Annotated in this window: 23 protein-coding genes and 2 tRNA genes; 17 read left to right on the top strand and 8 right to left on the bottom strand. The window is 34.4% G+C overall.

Annotated features, from left to right (window positions below):
- Positions 1-53: 53 nt before the first annotated feature.
- Both VKY47_RS03725 and VKY47_RS03720 read right to left on the bottom strand, forming a co-directional pair.
- Positions 54-1,103: a response regulator gene (locus tag VKY47_RS03725; RefSeq protein ID WP_324310468.1), complete on the bottom strand. Its 1,050-nt coding sequence runs from the start codon at positions 1,101-1,103 to the stop codon at positions 54-56.
- 56 nt (positions 1,104-1,159) lie between these two features.
- On the bottom strand, positions 1,160-3,601 hold the full coding sequence (locus VKY47_RS03720) for a PAS domain S-box protein (protein ID WP_324310467.1): 2,442 nt from the start codon (positions 3,599-3,601) through the stop codon (positions 1,160-1,162).
- Between the two features lie 172 nt (positions 3,602-3,773).
- Here VKY47_RS03720 and VKY47_RS03715 point away from each other — a divergent pair, with 172 nt between their 5' ends.
- The 13 genes from VKY47_RS03715 (at position 3,774) to VKY47_RS03655 (ending at position 12,643) form a co-directional block, all read left to right on the top strand.
- Positions 3,774-4,184, top strand: coding sequence for a hypothetical protein (locus VKY47_RS03715; RefSeq protein WP_324310465.1), 411 nt, complete (start codon positions 3,774-3,776; stop codon positions 4,182-4,184).
- A 14-nt stretch (positions 4,185-4,198) separates the two neighbouring features.
- Positions 4,199-4,870, top strand: a complete 672-nt coding sequence (locus VKY47_RS03710; RefSeq protein WP_324310464.1) for a mechanosensitive ion channel family protein — start codon at positions 4,199-4,201, stop codon at positions 4,868-4,870.
- 39 nt (positions 4,871-4,909) lie between these two features.
- Entirely contained in the window at positions 4,910-5,098 is a 189-nt protein-coding gene (locus tag VKY47_RS03705; protein ID WP_324310462.1) for a hypothetical protein, read from the top strand.
- A gap of 18 nt (positions 5,099-5,116) precedes the next feature.
- Complete coding sequence (locus VKY47_RS03700) at positions 5,117-6,334, top strand: metallophosphoesterase (RefSeq protein ID WP_324310460.1); 1,218 nt, start codon at positions 5,117-5,119, stop codon at positions 6,332-6,334.
- Positions 6,335-6,485: 151 nt separating this feature from the next.
- Positions 6,486-7,781, top strand: coding sequence for an MgtC/SapB family protein (locus tag VKY47_RS03695; RefSeq protein ID WP_324310458.1), 1,296 nt, complete (start codon positions 6,486-6,488; stop codon positions 7,779-7,781).
- Between the two features lie 155 nt (positions 7,782-7,936).
- Complete coding sequence (locus tag VKY47_RS03690; RefSeq protein ID WP_324310457.1) at positions 7,937-8,461, top strand: hypothetical protein; 525 nt, start codon at positions 7,937-7,939, stop codon at positions 8,459-8,461.
- On the top strand, positions 8,458-8,913 hold the full coding sequence (locus VKY47_RS03685; protein WP_324310456.1) for a pyridoxamine 5'-phosphate oxidase family protein: 456 nt from the start codon (positions 8,458-8,460) through the stop codon (positions 8,911-8,913). The genes VKY47_RS03690 and VKY47_RS03685 overlap by 4 nt, the downstream gene beginning before the upstream one ends.
- Before the next feature lie 10 nt (positions 8,914-8,923).
- Complete coding sequence (locus tag VKY47_RS03680) at positions 8,924-9,811, top strand: J domain-containing protein (protein WP_324310454.1); 888 nt, start codon at positions 8,924-8,926, stop codon at positions 9,809-9,811.
- Positions 9,812-9,813: 2 nt separating this feature from the next.
- Positions 9,814-10,110, top strand: coding sequence for a chaperone modulator CbpM (locus VKY47_RS03675; protein ID WP_324310452.1), 297 nt, complete (start codon positions 9,814-9,816; stop codon positions 10,108-10,110).
- 123 nt (positions 10,111-10,233) lie between these two features.
- On the top strand, positions 10,234-11,337 hold the full coding sequence (locus tag VKY47_RS03670; RefSeq protein ID WP_324310450.1) for a transporter substrate-binding domain-containing protein: 1,104 nt from the start codon (positions 10,234-10,236) through the stop codon (positions 11,335-11,337).
- 102 nt (positions 11,338-11,439) lie between these two features.
- Positions 11,440-11,997: a GNAT family N-acetyltransferase gene (locus VKY47_RS03665; protein WP_324310448.1), complete on the top strand. Its 558-nt coding sequence runs from the start codon at positions 11,440-11,442 to the stop codon at positions 11,995-11,997.
- 6 nt (positions 11,998-12,003) lie between these two features.
- Positions 12,004-12,132 (top strand): hypothetical protein, encoded by a 129-nt coding sequence (locus VKY47_RS03660; protein WP_324310446.1) that lies wholly within the window; start codon positions 12,004-12,006, stop codon positions 12,130-12,132.
- A gap of 97 nt (positions 12,133-12,229) precedes the next feature.
- Positions 12,230-12,643, top strand: a complete 414-nt coding sequence (locus VKY47_RS03655; RefSeq protein ID WP_324310445.1) for a CPBP family intramembrane glutamic endopeptidase — start codon at positions 12,230-12,232, stop codon at positions 12,641-12,643.
- A 161-nt stretch (positions 12,644-12,804) separates the two neighbouring features.
- On the opposite strand, the gene VKY47_RS03650 is transcribed toward VKY47_RS03655, so the two are convergent.
- Genes VKY47_RS03650 through VKY47_RS03640 form a run of 3 tightly spaced genes read right to left on the bottom strand, consistent with a single transcriptional unit; the run spans position 12,805 to position 15,363 of the window.
- Positions 12,805-13,791, bottom strand: coding sequence for an MlaD family protein (locus tag VKY47_RS03650; RefSeq protein ID WP_324310444.1), 987 nt, complete (start codon positions 13,789-13,791; stop codon positions 12,805-12,807).
- Positions 13,792-13,806: 15 nt separating this feature from the next.
- Positions 13,807-14,586: an ABC transporter ATP-binding protein gene (locus VKY47_RS03645; RefSeq protein ID WP_324310442.1), complete on the bottom strand. Its 780-nt coding sequence runs from the start codon at positions 14,584-14,586 to the stop codon at positions 13,807-13,809.
- A gap of 3 nt (positions 14,587-14,589) precedes the next feature.
- Positions 14,590-15,363, bottom strand: coding sequence for an MlaE family ABC transporter permease (locus tag VKY47_RS03640; protein ID WP_324310440.1), 774 nt, complete (start codon positions 15,361-15,363; stop codon positions 14,590-14,592).
- Positions 15,364-15,449: 86 nt separating this feature from the next.
- On the opposite strand from VKY47_RS03640, the gene VKY47_RS03635 reads away from it, so the two are divergent.
- The 4 genes from VKY47_RS03635 to VKY47_RS03620 all read left to right on the top strand — a co-directional run bounded on the left by VKY47_RS03635 (position 15,450) and on the right by VKY47_RS03620 (position 18,291).
- The gene (locus tag VKY47_RS03635) at positions 15,450-16,250 is read left to right on the top strand and encodes a patatin-like phospholipase family protein (protein ID WP_324310438.1); all 801 of its coding nucleotides are present in this window, start codon (positions 15,450-15,452) and stop codon (positions 16,248-16,250) included.
- A gap of 57 nt (positions 16,251-16,307) precedes the next feature.
- On the top strand, positions 16,308-16,523 hold the full coding sequence (locus tag VKY47_RS03630) for a heavy-metal-associated domain-containing protein (RefSeq protein WP_324310436.1): 216 nt from the start codon (positions 16,308-16,310) through the stop codon (positions 16,521-16,523).
- 112 nt (positions 16,524-16,635) lie between these two features.
- The gene (locus tag VKY47_RS03625; protein WP_324310434.1) at positions 16,636-17,397 is read left to right on the top strand and encodes an NYN domain-containing protein; all 762 of its coding nucleotides are present in this window, start codon (positions 16,636-16,638) and stop codon (positions 17,395-17,397) included.
- Positions 17,398-17,406: 9 nt separating this feature from the next.
- The gene (locus VKY47_RS03620) at positions 17,407-18,291 is read left to right on the top strand and encodes a ChaN family lipoprotein (RefSeq protein ID WP_324310433.1); all 885 of its coding nucleotides are present in this window, start codon (positions 17,407-17,409) and stop codon (positions 18,289-18,291) included.
- 656 nt (positions 18,292-18,947) lie between these two features.
- Here VKY47_RS03620 and VKY47_RS03615 read toward each other — a convergent pair.
- From VKY47_RS03615 to mutS, 3 genes are all read right to left on the bottom strand, one after another.
- Positions 18,948-19,031 (bottom strand) — tRNA-Leu (locus tag VKY47_RS03615).
- A gap of 25 nt (positions 19,032-19,056) precedes the next feature.
- Positions 19,057-19,128: transfer RNA gene (locus VKY47_RS03610), tRNA-Gly, on the bottom strand.
- A gap of 116 nt (positions 19,129-19,244) precedes the next feature.
- Positions 19,245-21,857, bottom strand: coding sequence for a DNA mismatch repair protein MutS (gene mutS, locus VKY47_RS03605; RefSeq protein ID WP_324310432.1), 2,613 nt, complete (start codon positions 21,855-21,857; stop codon positions 19,245-19,247).
- Positions 21,858-22,032: the final 175 nt, after the last annotated feature.

The following is a 22,032-nucleotide window of genomic DNA, read 5'->3' as shown; positions in this document are numbered from 1 at the left end:
CTAGGAAGCTCCAAACAAAATGATATCCATCATATTGCCGAAAAATTACTGTTTTAGTAAATTTCTTTTAATCGTTCTAAATCCAAAATCCTTATGTTTCTACCTTCAATTTCAATAAGTCCCTGTTTTCTAAAATGAGTCATGGTTCTAATTAAAGTTTCGGTAGCAATGCCTGCAACACTAGCTAGGTCGCTTCTGGAAATCCGTATGGCGTCGGCAGGGTTTCTGTTCAATTTTTCAGCAAATTTAATAATGGTCTGGGCGGTTTTTTGATTTACAGAACCATAAGCCATTTGCAGCAATTGTTCCTTCACATTAAAAAGATTGTCGGTAAGCAATTGAATAAGCTCTAAAGTTACTTGGTGGTTGTTTATTAGAACTTCCTTTAAAACAACTTTGGAAATACTTACCAAAGTGGTGTCTTTTAGGGCTGTAGCAGATTCTTGATACGGCTTGTTTTGAATAAAGGAGGTGTAACCAAATAAATCGTCTTCCTTATAAAGAGCGGTAATAAGTTCCTTGCCCTTTTCGTCCAGTTTATGACATTTTACAATGCCTTTACTAATTAAATAAACAGCATTGGAATGCGCTCCTTCCTTATAAATATTTTCTCCTTCAGAAAAATGAATGGTTTCCCCATTATCGTCCAGAAAATTTTTAAGATCGTTTAAGGTTTTTAATTCATCTTCTTGAGTTTCTGGAATTTTGTTGCTTTGGCCGATGTCGCTTAAAATAGAAGCTTTTGCCAATCTGCTTTCAATAGCACTTATTAAATCGGTTTCATGGTACGGCTTGGTCAAATAGTCGTCCGCACCTAAATTCATACCTTTCCTAACATCTTGTTGTTCGGTTTTTGCCGATAAATAAATAAAAGGAATGTTTTTTGTTTCTTGATCTTTGGACAGCGCCTCCAAGACACCATATCCATCCAATTCCGGCATCATAATATCGCAAATAATAATATCGGGCAAACTTTGCTTTGCAACAACTACTCCAATATGTCCATTTGGGGCCGCCAGAACCTTGTAATTAGACAACTCCAATAACTCGGCAGTGTTTTCTCTTAAAACAATATCGTCTTCGATTAATAATATGGTTTTCATGAATTTTTATTTAGTGTTTGTACTACGATTTAAGGATTTTATTCTTTTAAATTTATTTAGAAATCCTTGATAAGGATTTCATCATTTGCTCTATTTGGTAAGCTAAGGGTAAATGTGCTGCCTACGTGTTCTTTACTTATAAACGAAAGGTTTCCTCCCAAATTCTCAATATGGCTTTTTACAATGTTGAGTCCAATTCCGGTGCCTTGAATTGTTAATACATTTTCTGCTCTAAAATAACGATTAAAAATATTTTTCTGATCGTTTTCTGGAATTCCTACACCTTCATCTGTAATTTTAAAAATGGTTATATCGTCATCTTGGGTTATTTCTATTGAGATATTCGAATTTTCTGAAGAGTACTTAATGGCATTATGGATAATATTAGACAAGCTAAGATCTAAAACTCGCTCGTCTTGATGCATAGACATCTCGTCTATATTTTCAGGGTATTTTATTTTCTGACCATCTTTTAGCAACATGTTCGCGTTATACACCACCTCGTTTAATACCTTACTCAGCTTAAAGGTTTTGAAATGATACCGAACTCTTCCGGCCTCCAGTTTTTCAACCGAAAGGAAATCGTTTAAAATATTATTTAAATTATTTACAATATTGGTAATGGTATTAATGTGTTTGTCGCGTTTGTCTTGTTGATCGACCAAAGTGTATTTTTGCAATAACATGGCCGATGTTAATATGCCACTTAAAGGGGTTTTAAACTCATGCGAAACCAAAGATAAAAACTTTGTTTTCAACTCGTTAAGTTCTTTTTCGTTTTTAAGTGCTTCTTGTAATTCCTGGGTTTGTTCTTCTACTTGTTCTTTTAAGTTTCTGGCATGGTTTTCCAACTGTATTTGAGTATTCTCAATATATCTGTTGGTTAGGTGTTTTTCTATGGCAATTCCAGCCAACTTATTTCCTACGTCCAAAACCTGTTTGTTTAAGTCGCTAAAATCTTGTTTCTCTTTTCGGTAAATGGCAAAAACACCTAAAATAGTGTTTTTAGAAGATACGATAGGGATGGTCCAACACGATTTTAAACCCAAGGGCAAAACGATATGTTTGTAGTTTTTCCAGAAATCATGGGTCTCTATATCTGAAACAACAATTTCTTCTTTTAAAAAATTTACGGCTTCACCAGCATCTACATAGTCACTATTCAACATGGCTTTAATGCTTTTAACATAACTGTCCGGCAAATTGGGGGCTATCAAAGTCCGTAAGTTTTGTTTGTCTGGATTTAGGATCAATAATGAAATAAAAACATCTTTGGATTGTTCTTCAATTAAACAAACAACATCTTTTAAAATGGTTTCTAAAGGCACATCCAAAACTATAGATTCCAAAATATGATTCTGCTTCAATTTGAAACCTTCTTGTTTTTTCCTTTCAGTGATATCCAAAATAACTGCAACAAAAACCTCTTTATCTTCGAAATTGGACATTTGCAAATGGACTTCTACTGGATAAATAGATCCATTTTTTCTAATATGTGTGGTTTCAAACTCAAGTTTTTCAACTTTTCGTTTCAATAAAACAGCTATTTGTTTTTTAAACTGACTTAAAGTAATGTTCGGTTTTATATCAACCGGAGTCATGGATTTTAATTCTTGCAAAGAATAATCCAAGTTTTTCAAAGCACCATAATTGGCATTTAAAAACTTTAAGGTTTTTGAGTCGAAAACATAAATCTCGTTTAAAGATTCGTCTAAAATAGTTGCCAGATGCGCCTGATTTTCCTTCGCTAGCTTACGTTCGGTAATATCGTTCTGAATCCCAACATAATGTGTTACAACTCCTAGTTTATTTTTTATAGGTGTAATATGCAATTCATTCCAAAACAACGTGCCATCCTTTCGGTAATTGCGCAAAATAACATGGCAATTAGTTCCGTTTTTTAAGGCAGCACTTATTTTATCTATACTTTTTTGATCGGTATCATGAGCTTGTAGAAACCTGCTATTCTGGTTTAAAATTTCCTCTTGGGTATAGCCGGAAAGTTTCTCGAAAGCTGCATTGGCGTATATAATGGGATGGTCTTTTTGCAAAGCATCCGTAATTATAATCCCATTGCTTGCAAACTGTAAAGCCTGACTTTTTATATGTAAAGATTTTTCTATATCCATCCGGTTAGAAATATCTATTATCAAAGCCATAACATAAGCCTCACCTTCAATTGTAAACGGATTGAGCCCCACCTCTATAGGAAACGTGCTGCCATCCTTTTTAAGACCATACAGAACCCGATCTCCACCCATATAGCGTTTTTCGCCATGCTTGAAAAATGTCTTGGAATATTTTGAGTGGTTTTCATGAAAATGCACTGGAACCAAACTGTTTAATGGACGGTTTAAAAGCTCGTCTTTTAGGTATCCAAAAACCCCTTCTGCTGTGGAATTTAACGCTACTATATCTTGATTTTTATCGACGATAACAATTCCTTCGGAAATGGCTTCGGAAAGAATTTCAAAAACATCTTGATTGCTTTTTAGCATATTGGGTTTTGAAATAAGAATTAAAATTTAAAGTTACTTAATTTTTATAGAAATGGCAGGGATTTAAACCGAAACAAATGTTAGATTTTAGTTAAAACACAAGGCTGAGCAATATCATTTGCTATCTATTTATCTATCTTTAAATTGTTTTAATAATCAATATCACTGTATTATGAAAAACAAAAAGAACCTAAACGTAAAATTTTATGAAGTTTTAGGAAAACTATTTTACGCCGTCGCTGCAGCAGATGGGGTTGTAGAGCTTTCCGAAGTAAACAAATTAAAAAAAATTGTAAGAAAAGAATGGTTGCCCGTGGATGAGACCGAAGATGATTTTCAAACAGACGCCGCCTACCAAATTGAAGTAGTTTTCGATTGGTTGGATGCTCAAAACAACTTGAAAAGCGACAGCTTATACAAGGAATTTGTTAATTACAAAAACGAACAAAGCCATTTTTTTACACCAGCCATTAAAAAATTGATAATAAAAACAGCACATGCCATTGCAGCTAGTTTTTCAGGAAAAAACAAATCAGAACTAATAATACTTGCAAGATTGGATATAGAATTAAAAAGCATATAATTCACTAAACAAAAATGGACCAATTTAAAGACTGGATTATTGAAAACCCTACTATTTACAGCATTGCAAAATTTGCTTTGATTGTTACTTTTTTAATCCTGCTTATCCAATTTTTACGACGATTTTTAAAAAACAATATCACTAACACGACTGCACGTTATAAGTCTCAAAAAACGGTAGAATTTATTGGATATGTATTGTTGGTTATTTTGTCTTTTTCATATTTTACAGGAAATATTAAAGACCTTACTTTAGCCATCGGTTTGTTTTCTGCAGGTATTGCCTTTACCCTCCAAGAATTAATTTTAAGCATTGTGGGCTCCATCTATATTTATGTTGTTAATGTGTATAAACCAGGAGATAGAATTGAAATCAACGGTATAAAGGGAGACGTTATAGATGTTGATAGCATGTACACCACAATGATGGAAATTGGACAGTGGGTTTCTAGCGATAATTACAGTGGAAGAATTGTAAAACTAAGCAATGCCTTTGTATTTAAAGGCCCTATTTACAACTACTCACAAGACTTTCCATTTATTTGGGACGAATTTAATTTGCCCATAAAATATGGTTCAGATATAGAATTAGCTAAGTCTCTAGTAATTGAAATTGCCTCCAAAGCATTAACCGAACATACCGTGAGTTCTAAAGCTCAATGGAAAGAAGTAGTAAATAAATATTAAATTGAAGATGCGCAGGTTGAACCAACTTTAGCCATTAGCTTGACCGATAATTGGGTCCAATTTAATTTAAGATATATAGTAGATTATAAAAAACGAAGGTTTACAAAAAGCGAATTAAACAATAGTATAAGAAAAGCTTTTGAAGCCACAAATGGTAAAGTTACCTTAGCTTCAGCAACTATAGAGCTTATTAAAATCCCAGAAATTAAAGTTGATATTAATACGTAAAAGAACCTATTCCAACTCATGAAAAGCTACTCCCTATTTACTATCATACTTTTATGCTTGGCTATTTTTGTAGTCGATTTATTGGCCTTTTATGGGTTAAAATCTATAACAAGTCTAATTCCTTCAAATATTTTACGAAATAGCATCCACATTTTATTTTGGTTCTTTACTTTAGGACTTATTGGAGCTATTATCTCTTTAAAAATAACATTGGACGACATTCAACCCAAAAGAAAACAGTTGCTTATTTCTTCCTTGTATGGCTTAACCATTTCATCTTTTATTCCTAAGATTATTTTTGTGGTTGTTATGGCTATTTCCATTTTTACCAATTTTGTGTTTCCTAAAAAAGACATGCTAGTAATAATTTCTTTTATTGGTTTGTTCGCTGGCTTTCTACCCTTTTTCGTAATTGTTTACGGGATTTTTAAAGCCAGATATAATTTTAAAGTGCACGAGGTTAAGCTTACTTTTCCACATTTGCCAGAAGCCTTTAATGGGTTGAAAGTGGTTCAGATTTCCGATTTGCACTTAGGAAGTTTCAATCATCGTTTTCATATTCTAGAACGTGCAATAAAAAGAATTAATCAACTAGAACCCGATTTGCTCTTCTTTACGGGAGATCTTGTTAATAATTATGCCTGGGAATTACGGGGTTGGCGAAAGGCTTTTAGACACTTTTCACCCGAAATAAAAAAATATGCCATTTTGGGCAATCACGATTATGGCGATTATAGCCAATGGAAGTCCAAAAAAGATAAACAAGAAAACTTTAATGCCATTAAACAATTTTACGCAGAAAATAATTTCAAATTGCTACTTAATGAGTCTGAAAACATCGAAAAAGAAAATCAAAAAATAGCCATAATTGGCGTGGAAAATTGGGGTCATCCTCCTTTTAAACAATATGGCGATTTACAAAAAGCTTTACAAAACACCGAAGATATTCCGTTTAAAATACTACTTTCCCACGATCCGTCCCATTGGAACGCGCAAGTAACAGACCAAACCAATATTGCGCTAACCCTTTCTGGGCACACGCATGGCATGCAAGCTGCCTTTAAATTAAAAAACAAAGAATGGAGCCCAATAAAATATAAATACAAACAGTGGGCCGGCTTATACAATCATAACCAGCAATATTTATATGTAAACAGAGGTTTGGGTTGGCTTGGTTTTCCTGGAAGATTGGGCATGAGGCCCGAGATTACGCTTATAGAGTTTAAAAAAGCATGAAACTGATATACATCATAACCATTCCAACAAAAATAATTTAAGTTAGCCTTTAATTTTAAAACAAAAAATTACATCTTACAACTCTATATAAGAGTATGAACTATGTAACTTAATAAAAAAACCGTGTGTTTTCAACTTTTAATATTTATCCATGGAAGACGTACTGCTCATACAAACCACTAATTTTGAATTAACACAATTAGATTTTATAAAACGGGTTTTAGTTGCCTTGGGCATTGGCCTGGTTTTAGGGTTGGAAAGAGAGTTTTCAAGCTTAAAAAAAGATGAAATCTTTGCAGGATTACGCACACTTTCCATTGTTTCACTTTTAGGTTTTGTTTGTGCCTTATTAAACCATATAATTAATCCCTGGTTCTTTAGTCTTGGGTTTTTAAGCGTTATTGTACTTGTTTCAATATCTTATTGGGTAAGTGCCAATAAAGGAGAAATTGGTAGTACAACAGAGTTCACCTCTATTTTCACGTATCTCTTAGGAGGTTTAACTTTTTGGGGATATATTGAATTAAGTCTAGCGTTTACAGTAATTATAGTTGTTTTATTATCATTAAAATTAAGATTCAAATCTATAGTTGGACAAATAACACAAACCGAGCTTTCTGCATTTATTCGTTTCGTGATTATTGCACTTCTTATTCTACCCTTTCTTCCAAACACAAATTTCGGACCTTATAACGTAATTAATCCAAGTGAAATAGGCTGGATCATTGTTTTAACTTCAGGTATCGGGTTTGTTGGATATATTTTAATGAAATTTCTAGACTCTAAAATAGGATTACTGTTAACAGGAGTCTTTGGAGGTATGGTTTCAAGCACGATAGTCTCTTGGGTTTTTTCTAAAAGAAGTAAAGAACATCCCCATTTGTCAAGCAGCTATGCCATTGCAATTTTTGCTTCTGCAACGGTTATGATTGGTAGAGTTTTGGTTTGGGTGTTTATCTTCAATCCTTCAATGCTATATGGCTTGATTTTACCCATTTTGATTATGCTTTTAACGGCAATAGGCGTCACATTCTATTTTTATAAGAAACATAATTTAATTCAATCTGAAACTGAAAAAATTCCTTTAGGAGAACCTTTAAATATTAGAGACGCGGTGTTTTTTGGTTTTATTTATACGGCTATATTAGTACTAGTTAGTTTTGCAAGTACTAATTATGGCGATAGAGGAATTTATATTTCCAGTGCCATTAGTGCCTTAACGGATATTAATGCCATAACTATTTCCATGTCTAAATTAGGCGGAAACAGTGTGCAATTTCTTACTGCTCAAAATGCCATTCTCTTGGCTACACTTACCAATACTTTGGTTAAAATAGGCCTGACTCTATGGTTCGGCAGCAAACAACTCAAAAAGCATGTATTACTTGGTTATGGGCTTGTTTTCATAGCTGGAATTATTGGGTTTATTATTTTAAACAACGGATAGTTCTATAAATAAAAAAGCCAAACAAACATCATAATGCAAGTTTTTACATTTAAAATTTAAGCTTATAAACCATCTTTCTTCTATCAAACTGATCTATATCATAGCTGTTAAACACAAAACAGCGTAATTTAGTAGACATTGATAACTTTAATATTATGACACTCACAAAAAAAATATCATATATTTTCATTAGCTTTATAGTCCTTATTATTTTATTTTATGGCTGGTACAAATACACCCATTCTATGGAAGAGGCCCCATCTTTTGAAGTGAACTCTTCCGAAAACCTCGTTAGCCTATTAATTGCCACACAAGGAAGCGATTTTAAAAATGCAGTAACCAATAATATTGTAAATTACTTTAAGGACGAAGCCATTTTTATAAAAGTAATCGATGTCTCAAAATTAAATAATACGGAAGCTAAAGACTTTAATTCCATACTTTTAATTCATACCTGGGAGAACACAAAGCCTCCTGCTGAAATTGAAAAATTTATAAACAACAACAAGGAGCTTAGAAAGAAAACCGTTGTATATACAACCTCTGGAGACGGGTCGTATAAAATGAAAAATGTAGATGCACTAACAGGAGAATCCAATTTGGAAGATATAGACCAGGTTAGCAAGCAAATTATCGAGAAATTAAAGACCATATTGAAAACAGCAAAAACAGAAATATGATAACAGATTTAGACCAAAGAGAATGCCAGTTTATCCTTGAAAACAATTATATAGGACATTTGGGATATATCTCAGAAAACAAGCCATATGTTGTACCCATCACCTATTTTTTTGATAAAAAAGAGAATCACATTATTTGTTATTCTGCCGAAGGACACAAAATTCAGGCCATGCGAAAAAACAAGAAAGTATCCTTGCAAGTAGCAGATGTGCATTCTATAAATCAATGGAAATCTGTATTAATCCATGGAAATTTCGAACTGTATTTTGGTAACGAAGCTAGAGCTTATCTCCATGTGTTTTCTTTGGGAGTTAAAAATGTAATTACGGACACCGAATATCAAAAAGTGAATTTTATTAGCGAATTTTCAAGTAAAATAGACACCAACGAAACAGCTTTTATTTTTTTAATCAAAATTGAAAGTCTGGTAGGTAAAAAAAGAAGTCAATAAAAAATATACCATGCCATATATAGATTATTATAAAATATTAGGGATTTCTAAAAGTGCTTCGGAAAAAGATATCAAAAAGGCTTATAGAAAATTAGCTAGAAAATACCATCCGGATTTAAACCCCAACGATAAAGAAGCTGAAAAAAAATTCAAGGAAATTAACGAAGCAAATGAAGTTTTAAGTCATCCCGAAAATCGTAAAAAATACGACGAACACGGAAAAGATTGGAAACACGCCGAAGAATTTGAAAAAGCCAGACAGCAACAACAGCAGCATCAAGGTGGCAGGCAACAGCAGTATTCCGGTGGTTTTGATGAAAGTGATTTCTCCGATTTTTTCGAATCCATGTTTGGTGGTGCCTCCAGACAAAGAAGCAGCAGCACCATGTTTCGTGGCCAGGATTTTAATGCCGAGCTGCAATTGGAACTTAAAGATGTCTATGCCAGTAATAAACGCACCTTAACTGTCAATAATAAAAATATTCGAATTACTATTCCTGCAGGTATAGAAAATGGACAAGTAATAAAAATTGCAGGTCATGGTGGAAAAGGAGTTAATAAAGGTCCCAACGGCGACTTATACATAAAATTTATAATTGTAAACAACACCAACTTTAAAAGAGATAAAAGCAATTTATATACAACAGCCGATTTAGACCTATATAAAGCACTATTAGGTGGAGATGTTACTGTTAACACGTTTGATGGAAAAGTCAAGTTAAAAGTAAAGCCGGAAACCCAAAATGGCACTCAGGTAAAACTTAAAGGCAAAGGTTTTCCTGTTTACAAAAAAGATGGCGAATTTGGCGATTTATATATTACTTATAACATAAAGACACCAACAAATTTAACAGATAAGGAAAAAGAATTATTTACAGAATTAGCAAAATTAAGATGATTATGGACAGAGACAATTTAATATCGATTCAAGAGTTTTGCTCGCTATATAAGGTTCCTGAAACATTTATCACATCCTTATATGAATATGAATTAATTGAAATTACAACTCAAGAGAACACCCAGTGTGTTCGCGTGACACAAATAAAAAACATCGAAAAACTCATCAGGTTTCATTACGAAATGGACATCAATATAGAAGGCATTCATGCCATTTCGAACTTATTGGATAAAGTGGAACATTTACAAGCAAAAATAAAAGACCTCGATAATAAATTGCGTTTTTATGAAAAAAAATAAAAACAATTCTTATTTTATGTCAAAATTAAGTTCAACCAGGTACAGCTAAAAAAAGCAGCTTTATTATCAGATAATTTCATTAAAGTGATGTGTGCCATTTCCAATTATTACAAAAACATTTATATGGCAAAAACATGCAAACCAGACCTACTAGCCTTTTTAGTTTATGCAATTCTAAGTTTTACCTTCCCATTACAAGCACAACCAACACAAACTCAAACAATAAAAGACACCTTAATAGTAGGTGTAGCAGGCAGCGAACCTTTTGTTTTTGAAAACAATCCCGACAGAAAAGGCATTGCTCATGATATTTGGGAAAACTTAGCTTCCAGAGAAAATTGGAATTACAAATACAAAACATTTAATACGGTAGATGAGGCTCTAACTTCCTTAAAAAAAGACGAATTGGATCTCGTAGTTGGTCCCATTAGCATTACTTCCAAACGCTTAGAAAAGATCAAGTTTTCACAACCCTTTTATAATTCCAGTTTAACCATAGCATCCCGAAATGACAATCTTGACCTTTGGCAAAAAATCAAGCCGTTTTTTAGTACCAAATTATTAATGGCAGTTCTAATTTTTTTAATCATTTTAGCATTTGTTGGAACGTTACTTTGGTATGCTGAACGCAAAGAGTCTCCAGACCAATTTCCTAGCGATCCGTTAAACGGTATTGGCACAGGCATGTGGTTAGCCATAGTAACTATGAGCACGACTGGATATGGAGACAAAGCCCCCATAACGGTTGCGGGTCGGATAATTGCAGGGAGTTGGATGGTTATTTCTATTATTTTCGCCACATCCATGGTGGCTGGAATAGCAAGCACCTTAACTCTCAAGTCGCTTGGAACCTCAACAATAACCAATATAGAACAGCTAAAAAATAAAAAAGTAGCAACCGTTGGTGGCTCTCCTTCAGAAGTGTTTTTAAAAGAATTTAATACCAAAATAGTTCGTGTCAATCACTTAGAAGAGGCCATTTCCAAATTAAAAAAGAAGGAAGTAGAAGCTGTTGTGTACGACAGGCCCCAACTCTTATATTATTTAAATAGCCATAACGAGGAAGATTTGCACATGGCCAAAGCCGAATATTATAAATTGAACTATGGTTTTGCCTTTCCGTTAAATTCAACACTTACCTACGAAGTAAATAGAAGTTTATTAGAACTTGCCGTAGAGCAAGAAATTAAGGATTATTTAGATATGTATTTAGGAAAGGATGAGTAATAGTCCAACGAAATTAAGGACATATACACATACTTTTCATTAAAAAACGGTGAACACCATGTTCTGTAGAAATTTCATAATCGTAAAACAAATAGTGAACATATGATCATTAGAAAAGCCAAACCGGAAGACGCAAAAGCAATTGCGCCATTTATGTTGTTAGCCATGGAAGACATTGTTTTTCAATTCATTGGAGATAATTCTAGAGAAAAAGCCATCTGTTTTTTGGAAACCCTAATTGGCACAAAAGCCAATCAATATTCTTATGAAAATTGCTGGGTAGTGGAAAGTGAAGATGAGATAATTGCTTCAGCAACTATTTATGACGGCGCCAAATTACAGGAACTTAGAACTCCTGTTGCGGCCATAATTAAATCCATGTTTCACAGAGATTTTAGCCCTGAAGACGAAACACAAGACGGAGAGTTTTATATTGATTGCGTTGGCGTAAATCCAAACCAACAAGGCAAAGGAATTGGTTCAAAAATATTTGAATTCTTAATTGAAGAATATGTTTATAAAAGAAATAAAACCATCGGTTTACTTGTAGACAAAGACAACCCAAATGCTAAAAAACTATATTTAAAATTAGGATTTAAAGTTATGGAAGAAAAAATATTGACAGGGAAACAGTTGGAGCACCTTCAATTCAAAAAATAAAAGATCATGAAATTAGTCGATAAGAAAATTGTTCTTGCTTCCCCATTTATGATTATTGCCATTAATTTCGGAATTGCCGTTTTTTTTTGGAAATATTATTGGCAAATGGGCTTTTATACCAATCATATTAATTGAATGGTGCCTTTTTTTGTTTTTCATTTTGAGATATACAGATAAAGAGACAAGGGTAAAATGGCTGCAAAAACCTAAAGGGTCAAAAGGTTGGAACATTTTGGCCTTAATTATTGGCATCCTACCACTTCCGCTATTTTTAATGCATTATGAAACTTTAGATGTTTGGCAGGTCTGGTTGCCATGGATTTTATTGGCTCTTATAAATCCATGGTTAGAGGAGTTTTATTGGCGTGGACTACTTCTAAACTATACGAAAAACTGGTCAAATTGGACAGCAATACTTTTTACAAGTTCCGTATTCGCATTAAATCACGCTGTTTTTGGAGTGAATTCAGAATTAAATAGTGGCCTAACAGTAATTATTTCAACGTTTATAATGGGTGTCGTTTGGGGTCTCGTTTTCAAGAAAACAAATAGTTTAAGATGGATGATACTAGCTCACTTTTTAGTCGACTTTTTTAATTTATCGGCTGCCTCATTTTTAGATTTATATGAAAAAGGAAATTGGTAATATATCATCTTTCTATTTATGGAAGATGCTGTTTTGTAACTAGCTAGTTTTTTGGCAGGCTTCCAATTCTTATTACTAACCTAATTTAGGTTTGGAATCTCAAATTTCCTAAAGCTCAAAATTATCAACGTAAACTAAATTAAAATTCAAGCTGTTTAAAACTAGTTCTTCTCCTTCTCAGCCTTTCTTTCTTCTTTTTCTAACTTTCTAAAATACCCTCGAGTCAAGAAATTATGTTTTAGAGCTTCCATATTCTCGTCGAACTTCTCTGTGCCTTCATGAATATTCCTTAAGGATTCTTCAATTTGTTTTACAAAGTCCGGATCGTTGGATAAATAGTTTACAGCACCTTCGCCCTCTTTTAAATTAGTGATGGTTTCGTTTAAATTGGTGATTACGGATTGAATTTCTATACTTGAAATTTCTAAGTTGGAAATAATACGTCTTACTTTATTTGCTTCAACCGTGTCGTTCAATAATACCCCGGCAACGCTTTCCTTTAAATCTATTTGGTTTATTAGAGCGTTAAGCTGCAACATGGTTTTGTTGGCTTCTTGACTGGTAAGTTTTAAATTATTCAAGGTGTTCTTGATGTCGTTTGCTGCAATGGTATCGTTAATTAGCATCCCTAAGGTTCCTTTACCTTTTGTAATATTATTTACAATATCCAACAACTTGGAAGTTAATAAAGCAGCATTTTCATTGGTAGTGTTCAAGGTGTTTAGCATTTCGCCTGTTCCAATTTTCGTATAAGTTGAAATAATATCTCCCTGGTTTACAGACTCTGTAGATCCTACCCCAGGAATAATATTTACGATCATATTTCCAACCAAACCATCGGAGCCAATAGTAGCAATGGCATCCTTTTTAATGTGATGAACCATTTTTTGGTTGATAAGCAGCTCGACATTAATGGTCGTGTCGTTTATCATATCAATATTTTTAACCGTTCCCACATTAATTCCAGAGTAACGAACGTTATTTCCATGCATCAAACCATTCACATTATTAAAATTTGCGCTAATGGTAAAGGTTTTATCGAACATATTTTTTTTCTCGCCAATAAAATAAACGGCTGTTATTAAAATAACCATGCCAATAACTACAAAAAGCCCTAGATTAAATGTCTCCTTTTTTGTTTTTTTCATAGAAATATCTTTAAATTATTTAAAAAACGCTTTTACTTGTTCTTCTTCCGATGAAGCCAGTTCAGCAAAAGTCCCTTCGGCATAATTAGTGCCATCTACCAATAAAATCATGCGTTCGCTAACCACTCTAGCACAATCTACATCGTGTGTAATGATTAACGACGACGTTTTATATTGTTTTTGTACACGTCTCATCAATTCAATAATTTCTTTGGACGTAATTGGGTCCAATCCACTGGTTGGCTCGTCGTACAAAATAATTTTAGGCCTTAAAATAAGTGCTCTTGCCAAAGCAATCCGTTTTTGCATCCCTCCAGAAAGCTCAGAAGGCATTAAATTAATGGTATGAGCAAGACCTACACTTTCCAGGGCTTCCATAACAAGAGTTGTGGTATCCGTTAGATCGCCAAATTTCTCTTTGTGTCTGCGCAATGGAAATTCCAGATTTTCCCTAACAGTCATGGAATCGTAAAGGGCATTGCCTTGAAACAGAAAACCTATTTCTGTACGAATATCGTCCAACTCCACACGACTCAACTTGGTAATATCTTTTCCCATAACCTTAATACTTCCAGAATCCGCCGGTAGTAAACCCACAAGGCATTTAATCATAACCGATTTTCCAGAGCCAGATTTCCCCATGATGACCAGGTTTTCACCTTCATAAAGTTCTAGGTTAAATCCGTTTAATACATGGTTCTTACCAAAGGACTTTCTTAAATCCACAATCTCAAGCATGAGCTTCCTGGATTCTAATTCTTTGGAACTTCCTGTTAGGTTTTCGGTTTGATTCATCTCTTAAATTTCAAAAAATATATCGGTTACAAAAACAGCTATAAAATCCAGCACAAACAAAAGCATGGAAGCATATACCACAGCCGAATTAGCAGCCCTTCCAACTCCAACAGTTCCCTTTTCACAAGTATACCCTTTAAAGCAACCCACTAGCCCAATGGCAAATCCAAAGAAATAGGTTTTAATGATTGCCGGAATAAGATCGCTAAATTCCAAAGCACTAAAAACCTTGTTAAAATACAAAACAAAAGACACATTCCCCTTGGCATTTTCTATTAAATAAGATCCAAAAAGAGCAACGGCATCTCCAAAAATAACCAAAATAGGAAGCATAAGCGTGGCAGCCAGAATTCTTGTCACCACTAGAAATTTAAAGGGGTTAGTTCCAGAAACTTCCATGGCATCAATCTGTTCCGTAACACGCATGGAACCTAATTCGGCTCCAATACCAGAGGCAATTCTTCCAGCAAATGTTAGGGCAATAATAACCGGTCCAATTTCTCGAATTATGGAAATCCCAACCATGGAAGGCATCCAGGATTCCGCGCCAAATTGTTGTAAAGTAGGTCGGGTCTGTAAGGTTAAAACCAAACCAATAATAAATCCGGTGACCCCAACTAACAAAATTGAGCGATTTCCAATACTATAACACTGCCTTAAAAGCTCTTTAAACTCGAAAGGTCTGGAAAAAAGCTCTTTAAAAAACCGCCCGGCAAAGTATGATAACTCGCCAACTTCTATAAAAAAAGATTTAAAACCGCTCTTGGATTCCTGCATATCTTGCTTGTGTAAGTCTCTCAAAGATACAAGATAGTCCTTGAAACTAAAATAATTAAAGTCATTTTAAAATATTGTATTTTTGCATGCTCAAAAGCAAAACAATGAACATAGGTTTGGTTTTATCTGGAGGTGGCATGAGAGGCGCTGCACATATTGGAGCAATCAAAGCCCTTGAAGAACATGGTATTTACCCAACGCATGTTGCTGGAACAAGCGCCGGAGCAATTGTTGGCGCCCTTTATGCATCTGGTTACAAATGGGATGATATCCTAAAGTTTTTTAAATCGACATCTGTTTTAGACTTTACCAAATATGCTATTAGCAAGCCAGGCCTTTTAGATGCCGATAAGTTTTATAATAGTTTTAAAAAATATTTCCCTGAAGATAATTTTAGCATTCTAAAAAAGGACCTTCAAATTACGGCCACCAATATTTTGAATGGCGATTTGGTTGTTTTTAATAAAGGAGAACTTATTAAACCCATTTTAGCCTCAGCTGCTTTTCCTGGCGTATTTTCACCTGTAAAAATTAATAATTCCTATTATGTAGATGGTGGAACCTTAAATAATTTTCCAGTAGAGCTTTTAAAAAAACAGTGCGATAAAATTATTGGTATTTATGTAAACGCCTTTGACACCATAGACATCAAGGAATTAAAACATTCTCATCATGTAGCCGAAAGAGCATTTAAATTGAAATCCGTAAAGGAGGATTATGTGAAATTTAAAAAATGCGATCTACTTGTTTGTCCAAAAGGTTTAGATAAGTATGGCACTTTCGATAAAAAAAACCTGAAACATATTTTCGACTCGGGATACAACACAACTATAGATGCTTTAAAAACTTTTGATATAACCAAAAACTTAAATAAAATCTCGAACTGATTGTTGTCATTTTTAATTCCATAATTACCACTTAAATTAGATAAATTATCATCTAAAATGAGAACAACATTAAACATCCAAAATATTAATTGTGGCGGCTGCTTAACCACCATAACCAATAGACTTTCCGAAATCAACCATATTTCCAATGTTTTTGTAGACATTGAAAGTCAAACAGTTTCTTTTGAATATAATTCATCCAAAGACTTTGAAAAAGCAAAACATGTCCTTTCCATGATAGGATATCCTGTTACTGATACTAGAAATCAATGAGTATCTCTTCAGACGTATTTTAAGAAGATGCTTTAATTTTATAACCTAGAATACAAATTACTTCTAGATAATTCAATATCTTGTAAAAAACTTAAAAAACACAATAAATGATATGAATTCAAACTTAGCAGTTCTTATAGATGGCGACAATATTCCTTCGGCACACGTCAAGGAAATGATGGAGGAAATTGCAAAATATGGCAATCCAACCATTAAAAGAATTTATGGCGACTGGACCAAACCCCACCTTTCTAAATGGAAAGATCTTTTACTACAAAACGCCATTACGCCCATTCAACAATACGCATACACTTCTGGAAAAAATGCTACGGATTCTGCCATGATTATTGATGCCATGGACATTCTTTACTCCAATAAAGTAAACGGCTTTTGCTTGGTTTCCAGCGATAGCGATTTTACACGATTAGCTACCAGATTAAGAGAAGCTGGGATGCAGGTAATTGGAATTGGCGAAAAAAAGACACCAACCCCTTTTATTGTAGCCTGCGACAAATTTATTTACGTTGAAATATTAAGAACACAATCTGAAAAGAAAGACGAAAGCAGCAGCAGTGGTAAAGATAAAGCCAAAGACAGTATCGATAAAATAACGCCTCAAGTTGTTAAATTAATTTCTACAACTATTGACGATTTATCAGACGAAGATGGATGGGCATTTTTAGGAGACGTTGGAAGTTTATTACAGAAAAAACAACCCAATTTCGATTCTAGAAATTACGGTTTCGAAAAGCTAACACCTTTAATTAAATCCACTGAAAGCTTTGAAATTGAACAAAGAGAAACTCCAAAAAGCAAACACAAATTAATTTATGTGAAAAACAAAGAGAAGTCTAAAAAGAGGCCTAAAAAATAACAAACTTACGTGAAACAATTCATACTTACAGCATTCATGTGCTTCGCATTTGCAAGCTTAACCATGGGTCAAAACAAACCAGCTTACCAGCTTTTTAAAAACAATGGTAAAGCCGCCAATTACGACAAAATGATCACCGATTTGGCACAAAGTGATATGGTGTTTTTTGGAGAATATCACAACAATCCCATTTCGCATTGGTTGCAATTGGAAATGAGCAAAAGTTTCTTCGATGTAAAAGGTGACAAATTGTTTTTTGGGTCGGAAATGTTCGAAAATGGAAATCAATTGGTTTTAAACGAATATCTCCTAGACTTTTACCCGGAAGATAAAATGCTTCCAGAAATCACACAATTATGGAGCAATTACAAAACAGATTATAAGCCTTTATTGGATTTTGCAAAAGAAAACAATTTGCGTTTTATTGCCACAAACATCCCAAGAAGATACGCTTCAATGTTGTATAAAAATGGCATGGAAGCTTTAAAGGAATTAAGTCCAGAAGCACGTGCCATGATTGGTCCAGATTTAGAAACCTATTTCGATCCTACAGAAAAAGCGTACGCAGAAATGGCCGATAATATGGGCGGACACATTCCTCCAAACATGTTAAATATTCAAATTTCGCAGGCTTCTAAAGATGCAACGATGGCACATTTTTCACTTAAGAATTTTAATCCGGGAGATTTTCTGTTTCATTTTGAAGGCTCCTACCATTCCAATTACAACCAAGGCATTATTTGGTGGATAAATAAAATCCAACCAGGTTTAAACATTAAATCCATTACTACGGTTACGGAATCTGAATGGGAAGAATTGACGAAAGAAGAAAAAGCTGAAATAGCTAATTATATTATTGTTGTGGCAGATAATATGACCCAGACCAAAGGATAATTCAAAAAAAACCAATATTTAGCTCCAACCCTTATTCTAGTACGGACAGGTCGTGACCTGTCCTAACGAAACCTTCTTTACAGTACGGACAGGTCGCGACCTGTCCCAACAAAATCCTCATTACTTTACAAAGCGAACAAGCCGCGACCTGTCCCTTTTCCATTCGACCACAACAATGGCACTTGATTTATTAATACCAACTAAAACATTTAATTAAAAGGGACCTGTCACATTAGGAGCAGTCTAAATACATTAAAAATCAAGAGCATGGAACTTTCTATCGTGTTCAAAACAACAAAATCTCATACTTTTCAGACAGCCTCTTCTTTAGGGATTCTATTTCCATATCATCATAAAGCTAAAGCAATAAATACTAGCTAACTAATTAATAGATATAGCATGGTTATGCCGTGCTTATGTCGTGCTTATGTCGTGGTTACAACGTATAATCAAAATAGTTCACTCGTAGATACTCCATAGATACTCCATAGATACTCCATGGACAGTGTATGGATAGTGTATGGAAGATTCCCAAAAAACACAATACCCGATCTTAATTCAACGTCATATTTTAAAAATGTTGTCTAAATGTGGTCTAGCATAGAAACAAGAAATCCGCAACATCTTAATAAATAAGTTGTTACGGATTGTCTAAGTACTGAAGGCGGGACTTGAACCCGCACGTCCTAATGGACATTGGATTTTAAGTCCAACGTGTCTACCGATTCCACCACTTCAGCATGGTATATTTTTAATAGAGATTAGAGCGAAAGACGGGATTTGAACCCGCGACCTCCACCTTGGCAAGGTGATGCTCTACCCCTGAGCTACTTTCGCAGTTTGTAATGAACGTACCCATCAAAAATGGGTGAACAATCTGTCGATTGCGGTTGCAAATTTATAATATTTATATGAATAGCAAAGCCTTTTTCGAAAAATTATGCAATTTATTTTTAAGCCATCTTTTTCTTCACCAACATGCGCTTAATTTCATTGAGTTTCATAAGTGCTTCTACCGGCGTAAGTGTATCAATATCAATATGTAATATTTCTTCCTTAATGTTTTCCAACAAAGGATCGTCTAAATTGAAAAAACTTAACTGCATGTCGTTATCCAGAGTTTTAACTTTTTCAGTTAATTCTTCGCTGGAATGGGATTGTTCTAATTTTTTTAATATTTTATTAGCACGATGTAAGACCTGTTGGGGCATTCCTGCCATTTTTGCCACATGAATCCCAAAACTATGGGCCGATCCTCCAGGAACCAACTTTCTTAGAAAAAGCACATTATCCTTCAATTCTTTTACCGAGACATTAAAATTCTTAATCCGATCGAAGGTTTCGGTCATTTCATTTAATTCATGATAATGTGTGGCGAACAAGGTTTTCGATTTAGCGGGATGTTCATGTAAATACTCGCTAATGGCCCAAGCTATCGAAATCCCATCATAAGTACTGGTTCCTCTTCCAATTTCGTCCAATAAAACCAAACTTCTTTCGGATAAATTATTTAGAATGGAAGCTGTTTCGTTCATTTCTACCATAAAAGTAGATTCTCCCATGGAAATATTATCACTTGCTCCCACTCTGGTGAATATTTTGTCAACCACGCCTATTCTCGCTTCTCGTGCTGGCACGAAACTTCCTGTTTGAGCCAAGAGTACAATTAAGGCTGTTTGACGTAAAATAGCCGATTTACCAGACATATTTGGCCCGGTAATCATGATGATTTGCTGACTTTCCCGATTCAGGAAAACATCATTGGCAATATAGGCTTCACTTGCAGGCAATTGCTTTTCAATAACAGGATGCCTTCCATCCTTAATATCCAAGTCTGTGGATTCATCAATAGTTGGATACACATAATTATTGTCGTTTGCCAATTGCGCAAAGCCACACAAGCAATCCAATTGCCCAATAAGGTTTGCGTTTTGTTGTACAGGCTTGATGTATTGCATCATCCAGCCAATCAATTCAGAAAACAACTGTTGTTCGATTGCTAAAATACGTTCCTCGGCCCCAAGAATTTTAGATTCGTATTCCTTAAGTTCCTCAGTAATATAACGTTCAGCATTTACTAAGGTTTGCTTTCTAATCCATTCGTCAGGCACCTTGTCTTTATGTGTGTTTCTAACTTCAATATAATAACCGTAAACATTGTTTGAGCCTATTTTTAAAGATGAAATCCCTGTGCGCTCACTTTCACGCTTGATCATTTGATCCAAATAGGTTTTTCCGGAATGCGACAAACCTCTTAACTCATCCAATTCTGAAGAAAAACCTTCAGCAATAGTAAATCCTTTTAAAACGTTTACAGGCGCATCTTCATTTAAGGTTTCTTTTATTTTTTCACGAAGTACCTGGCAACTTTGAAGGGTGTCTCCAATCACTTTTAAAGATTCGTTGTTACAGTTGGACGCCAACGCTTTTATAGGAACAATAGCCTCCAAGGAGTTTTTAAGTTGAATAACCTCTCTCGGACTCACCTTAGCCGTTGCTACTTTCGAGATTAAGCGTTCAATGTCGCCAATATGTTTGATGTGGTTTTGAATTTTTTGAAGCTCATGCGTGTTTTTAGTCAAGTAATCAACAACTTCATGACGTTGTTTTATTTGCTTCACATCTTTTAAAGGAAGCGCCAACCAACGTTTTAATAAACGTCCTCCCATAGGAGAAATGGTTTTGTCGATAACATTTATAAGCGTAACGGCATTGTTATTGGTAGAATAGTACAGTTCCAAATTCCTAATGGTAAACTTGTCCATCCACACATAATCGTCCTCGGCAATTCTGCCAATAGCCGTAATATGCTGAAGTTTGTTATGTTGGGTTTCTGCCAAATAATGCAAAATAGATCCAGATGCAATAATCCCCTCATGTAAATCTTCAATTCCAAACCCTTTTAAGGTTTTTGTATTGAAATGCTTAATTAAGGTTTCGTTAGAATAATCTATTTGATACACCCAATCTTCCAGATAGAACGTATAAAAATCGTCTCCAAAAGCAGCCTTAAAATCGTTGCGCTTTTGTTTAGAGACCAACACTTCACTTGGTTTAAAATTTTGAAGCAACTTGTCTATGTATTCCTCATTGCCTTGAGAGGTTAAAAACTCTCCGGTTGTAATGTCCAAAAATGAAATGCCTATATGTATTTTTCCGAAGTAAACCGAGCACAAAAAATTATTGGATTTAGATTTCAAAACCTCATCATTAAAAGCCACTCCAGGAGTTACCAATTCTGTAACACCACGTTTTACAATGTCCTTGGTAAGCTTAGGATCTTCCAGCTGATCGCAAATGGCAACGCGTTCCCCAGCTTTTACCAACTTGGGCAAATAGGTATTTAAAGAATGATGTGGAAATCCAGCCAACTCCGTTTCGCTGTCGCTTCCTGCGCCTCGTTTTGTTAAAATAATATCTAAAATCCTAGCGGTTTTGATAGCATCTTCGCCAAAAGTCTCATAAAAATCTCCCACGCGAAATAATAACAAAGCATCCGGGTACTTAACCTTAATTGCATTGTACTGTTTCATTAAAGGCGTTACTTTTTTAATCTTTTTCGTCATCTTGTCTTTTCCATTTCCACGAAGATGGAATTCCTCCAATGGATAAATGATTTTTATGTATTACTTTTGCGCTAAATGCAGAGTTGCTAAAGTAACCATAATTTCATGTGCTGTAAAGCCTAAACAATAGAAGTTATTTACAATTGTTGATAATTATGGTTTTGGCTTACCACGA

Source organism: Xanthomarina sp. (genome assembly GCF_035306705.1).
In the GTDB taxonomy this organism is placed as follows: Bacteria; Bacteroidota; Bacteroidia; order Flavobacteriales; family Flavobacteriaceae; genus Xanthomarina.
Note: the sequence above shows the minus strand (reverse complement) of the source record. Positions and strands in the feature narration are given on the sequence as shown.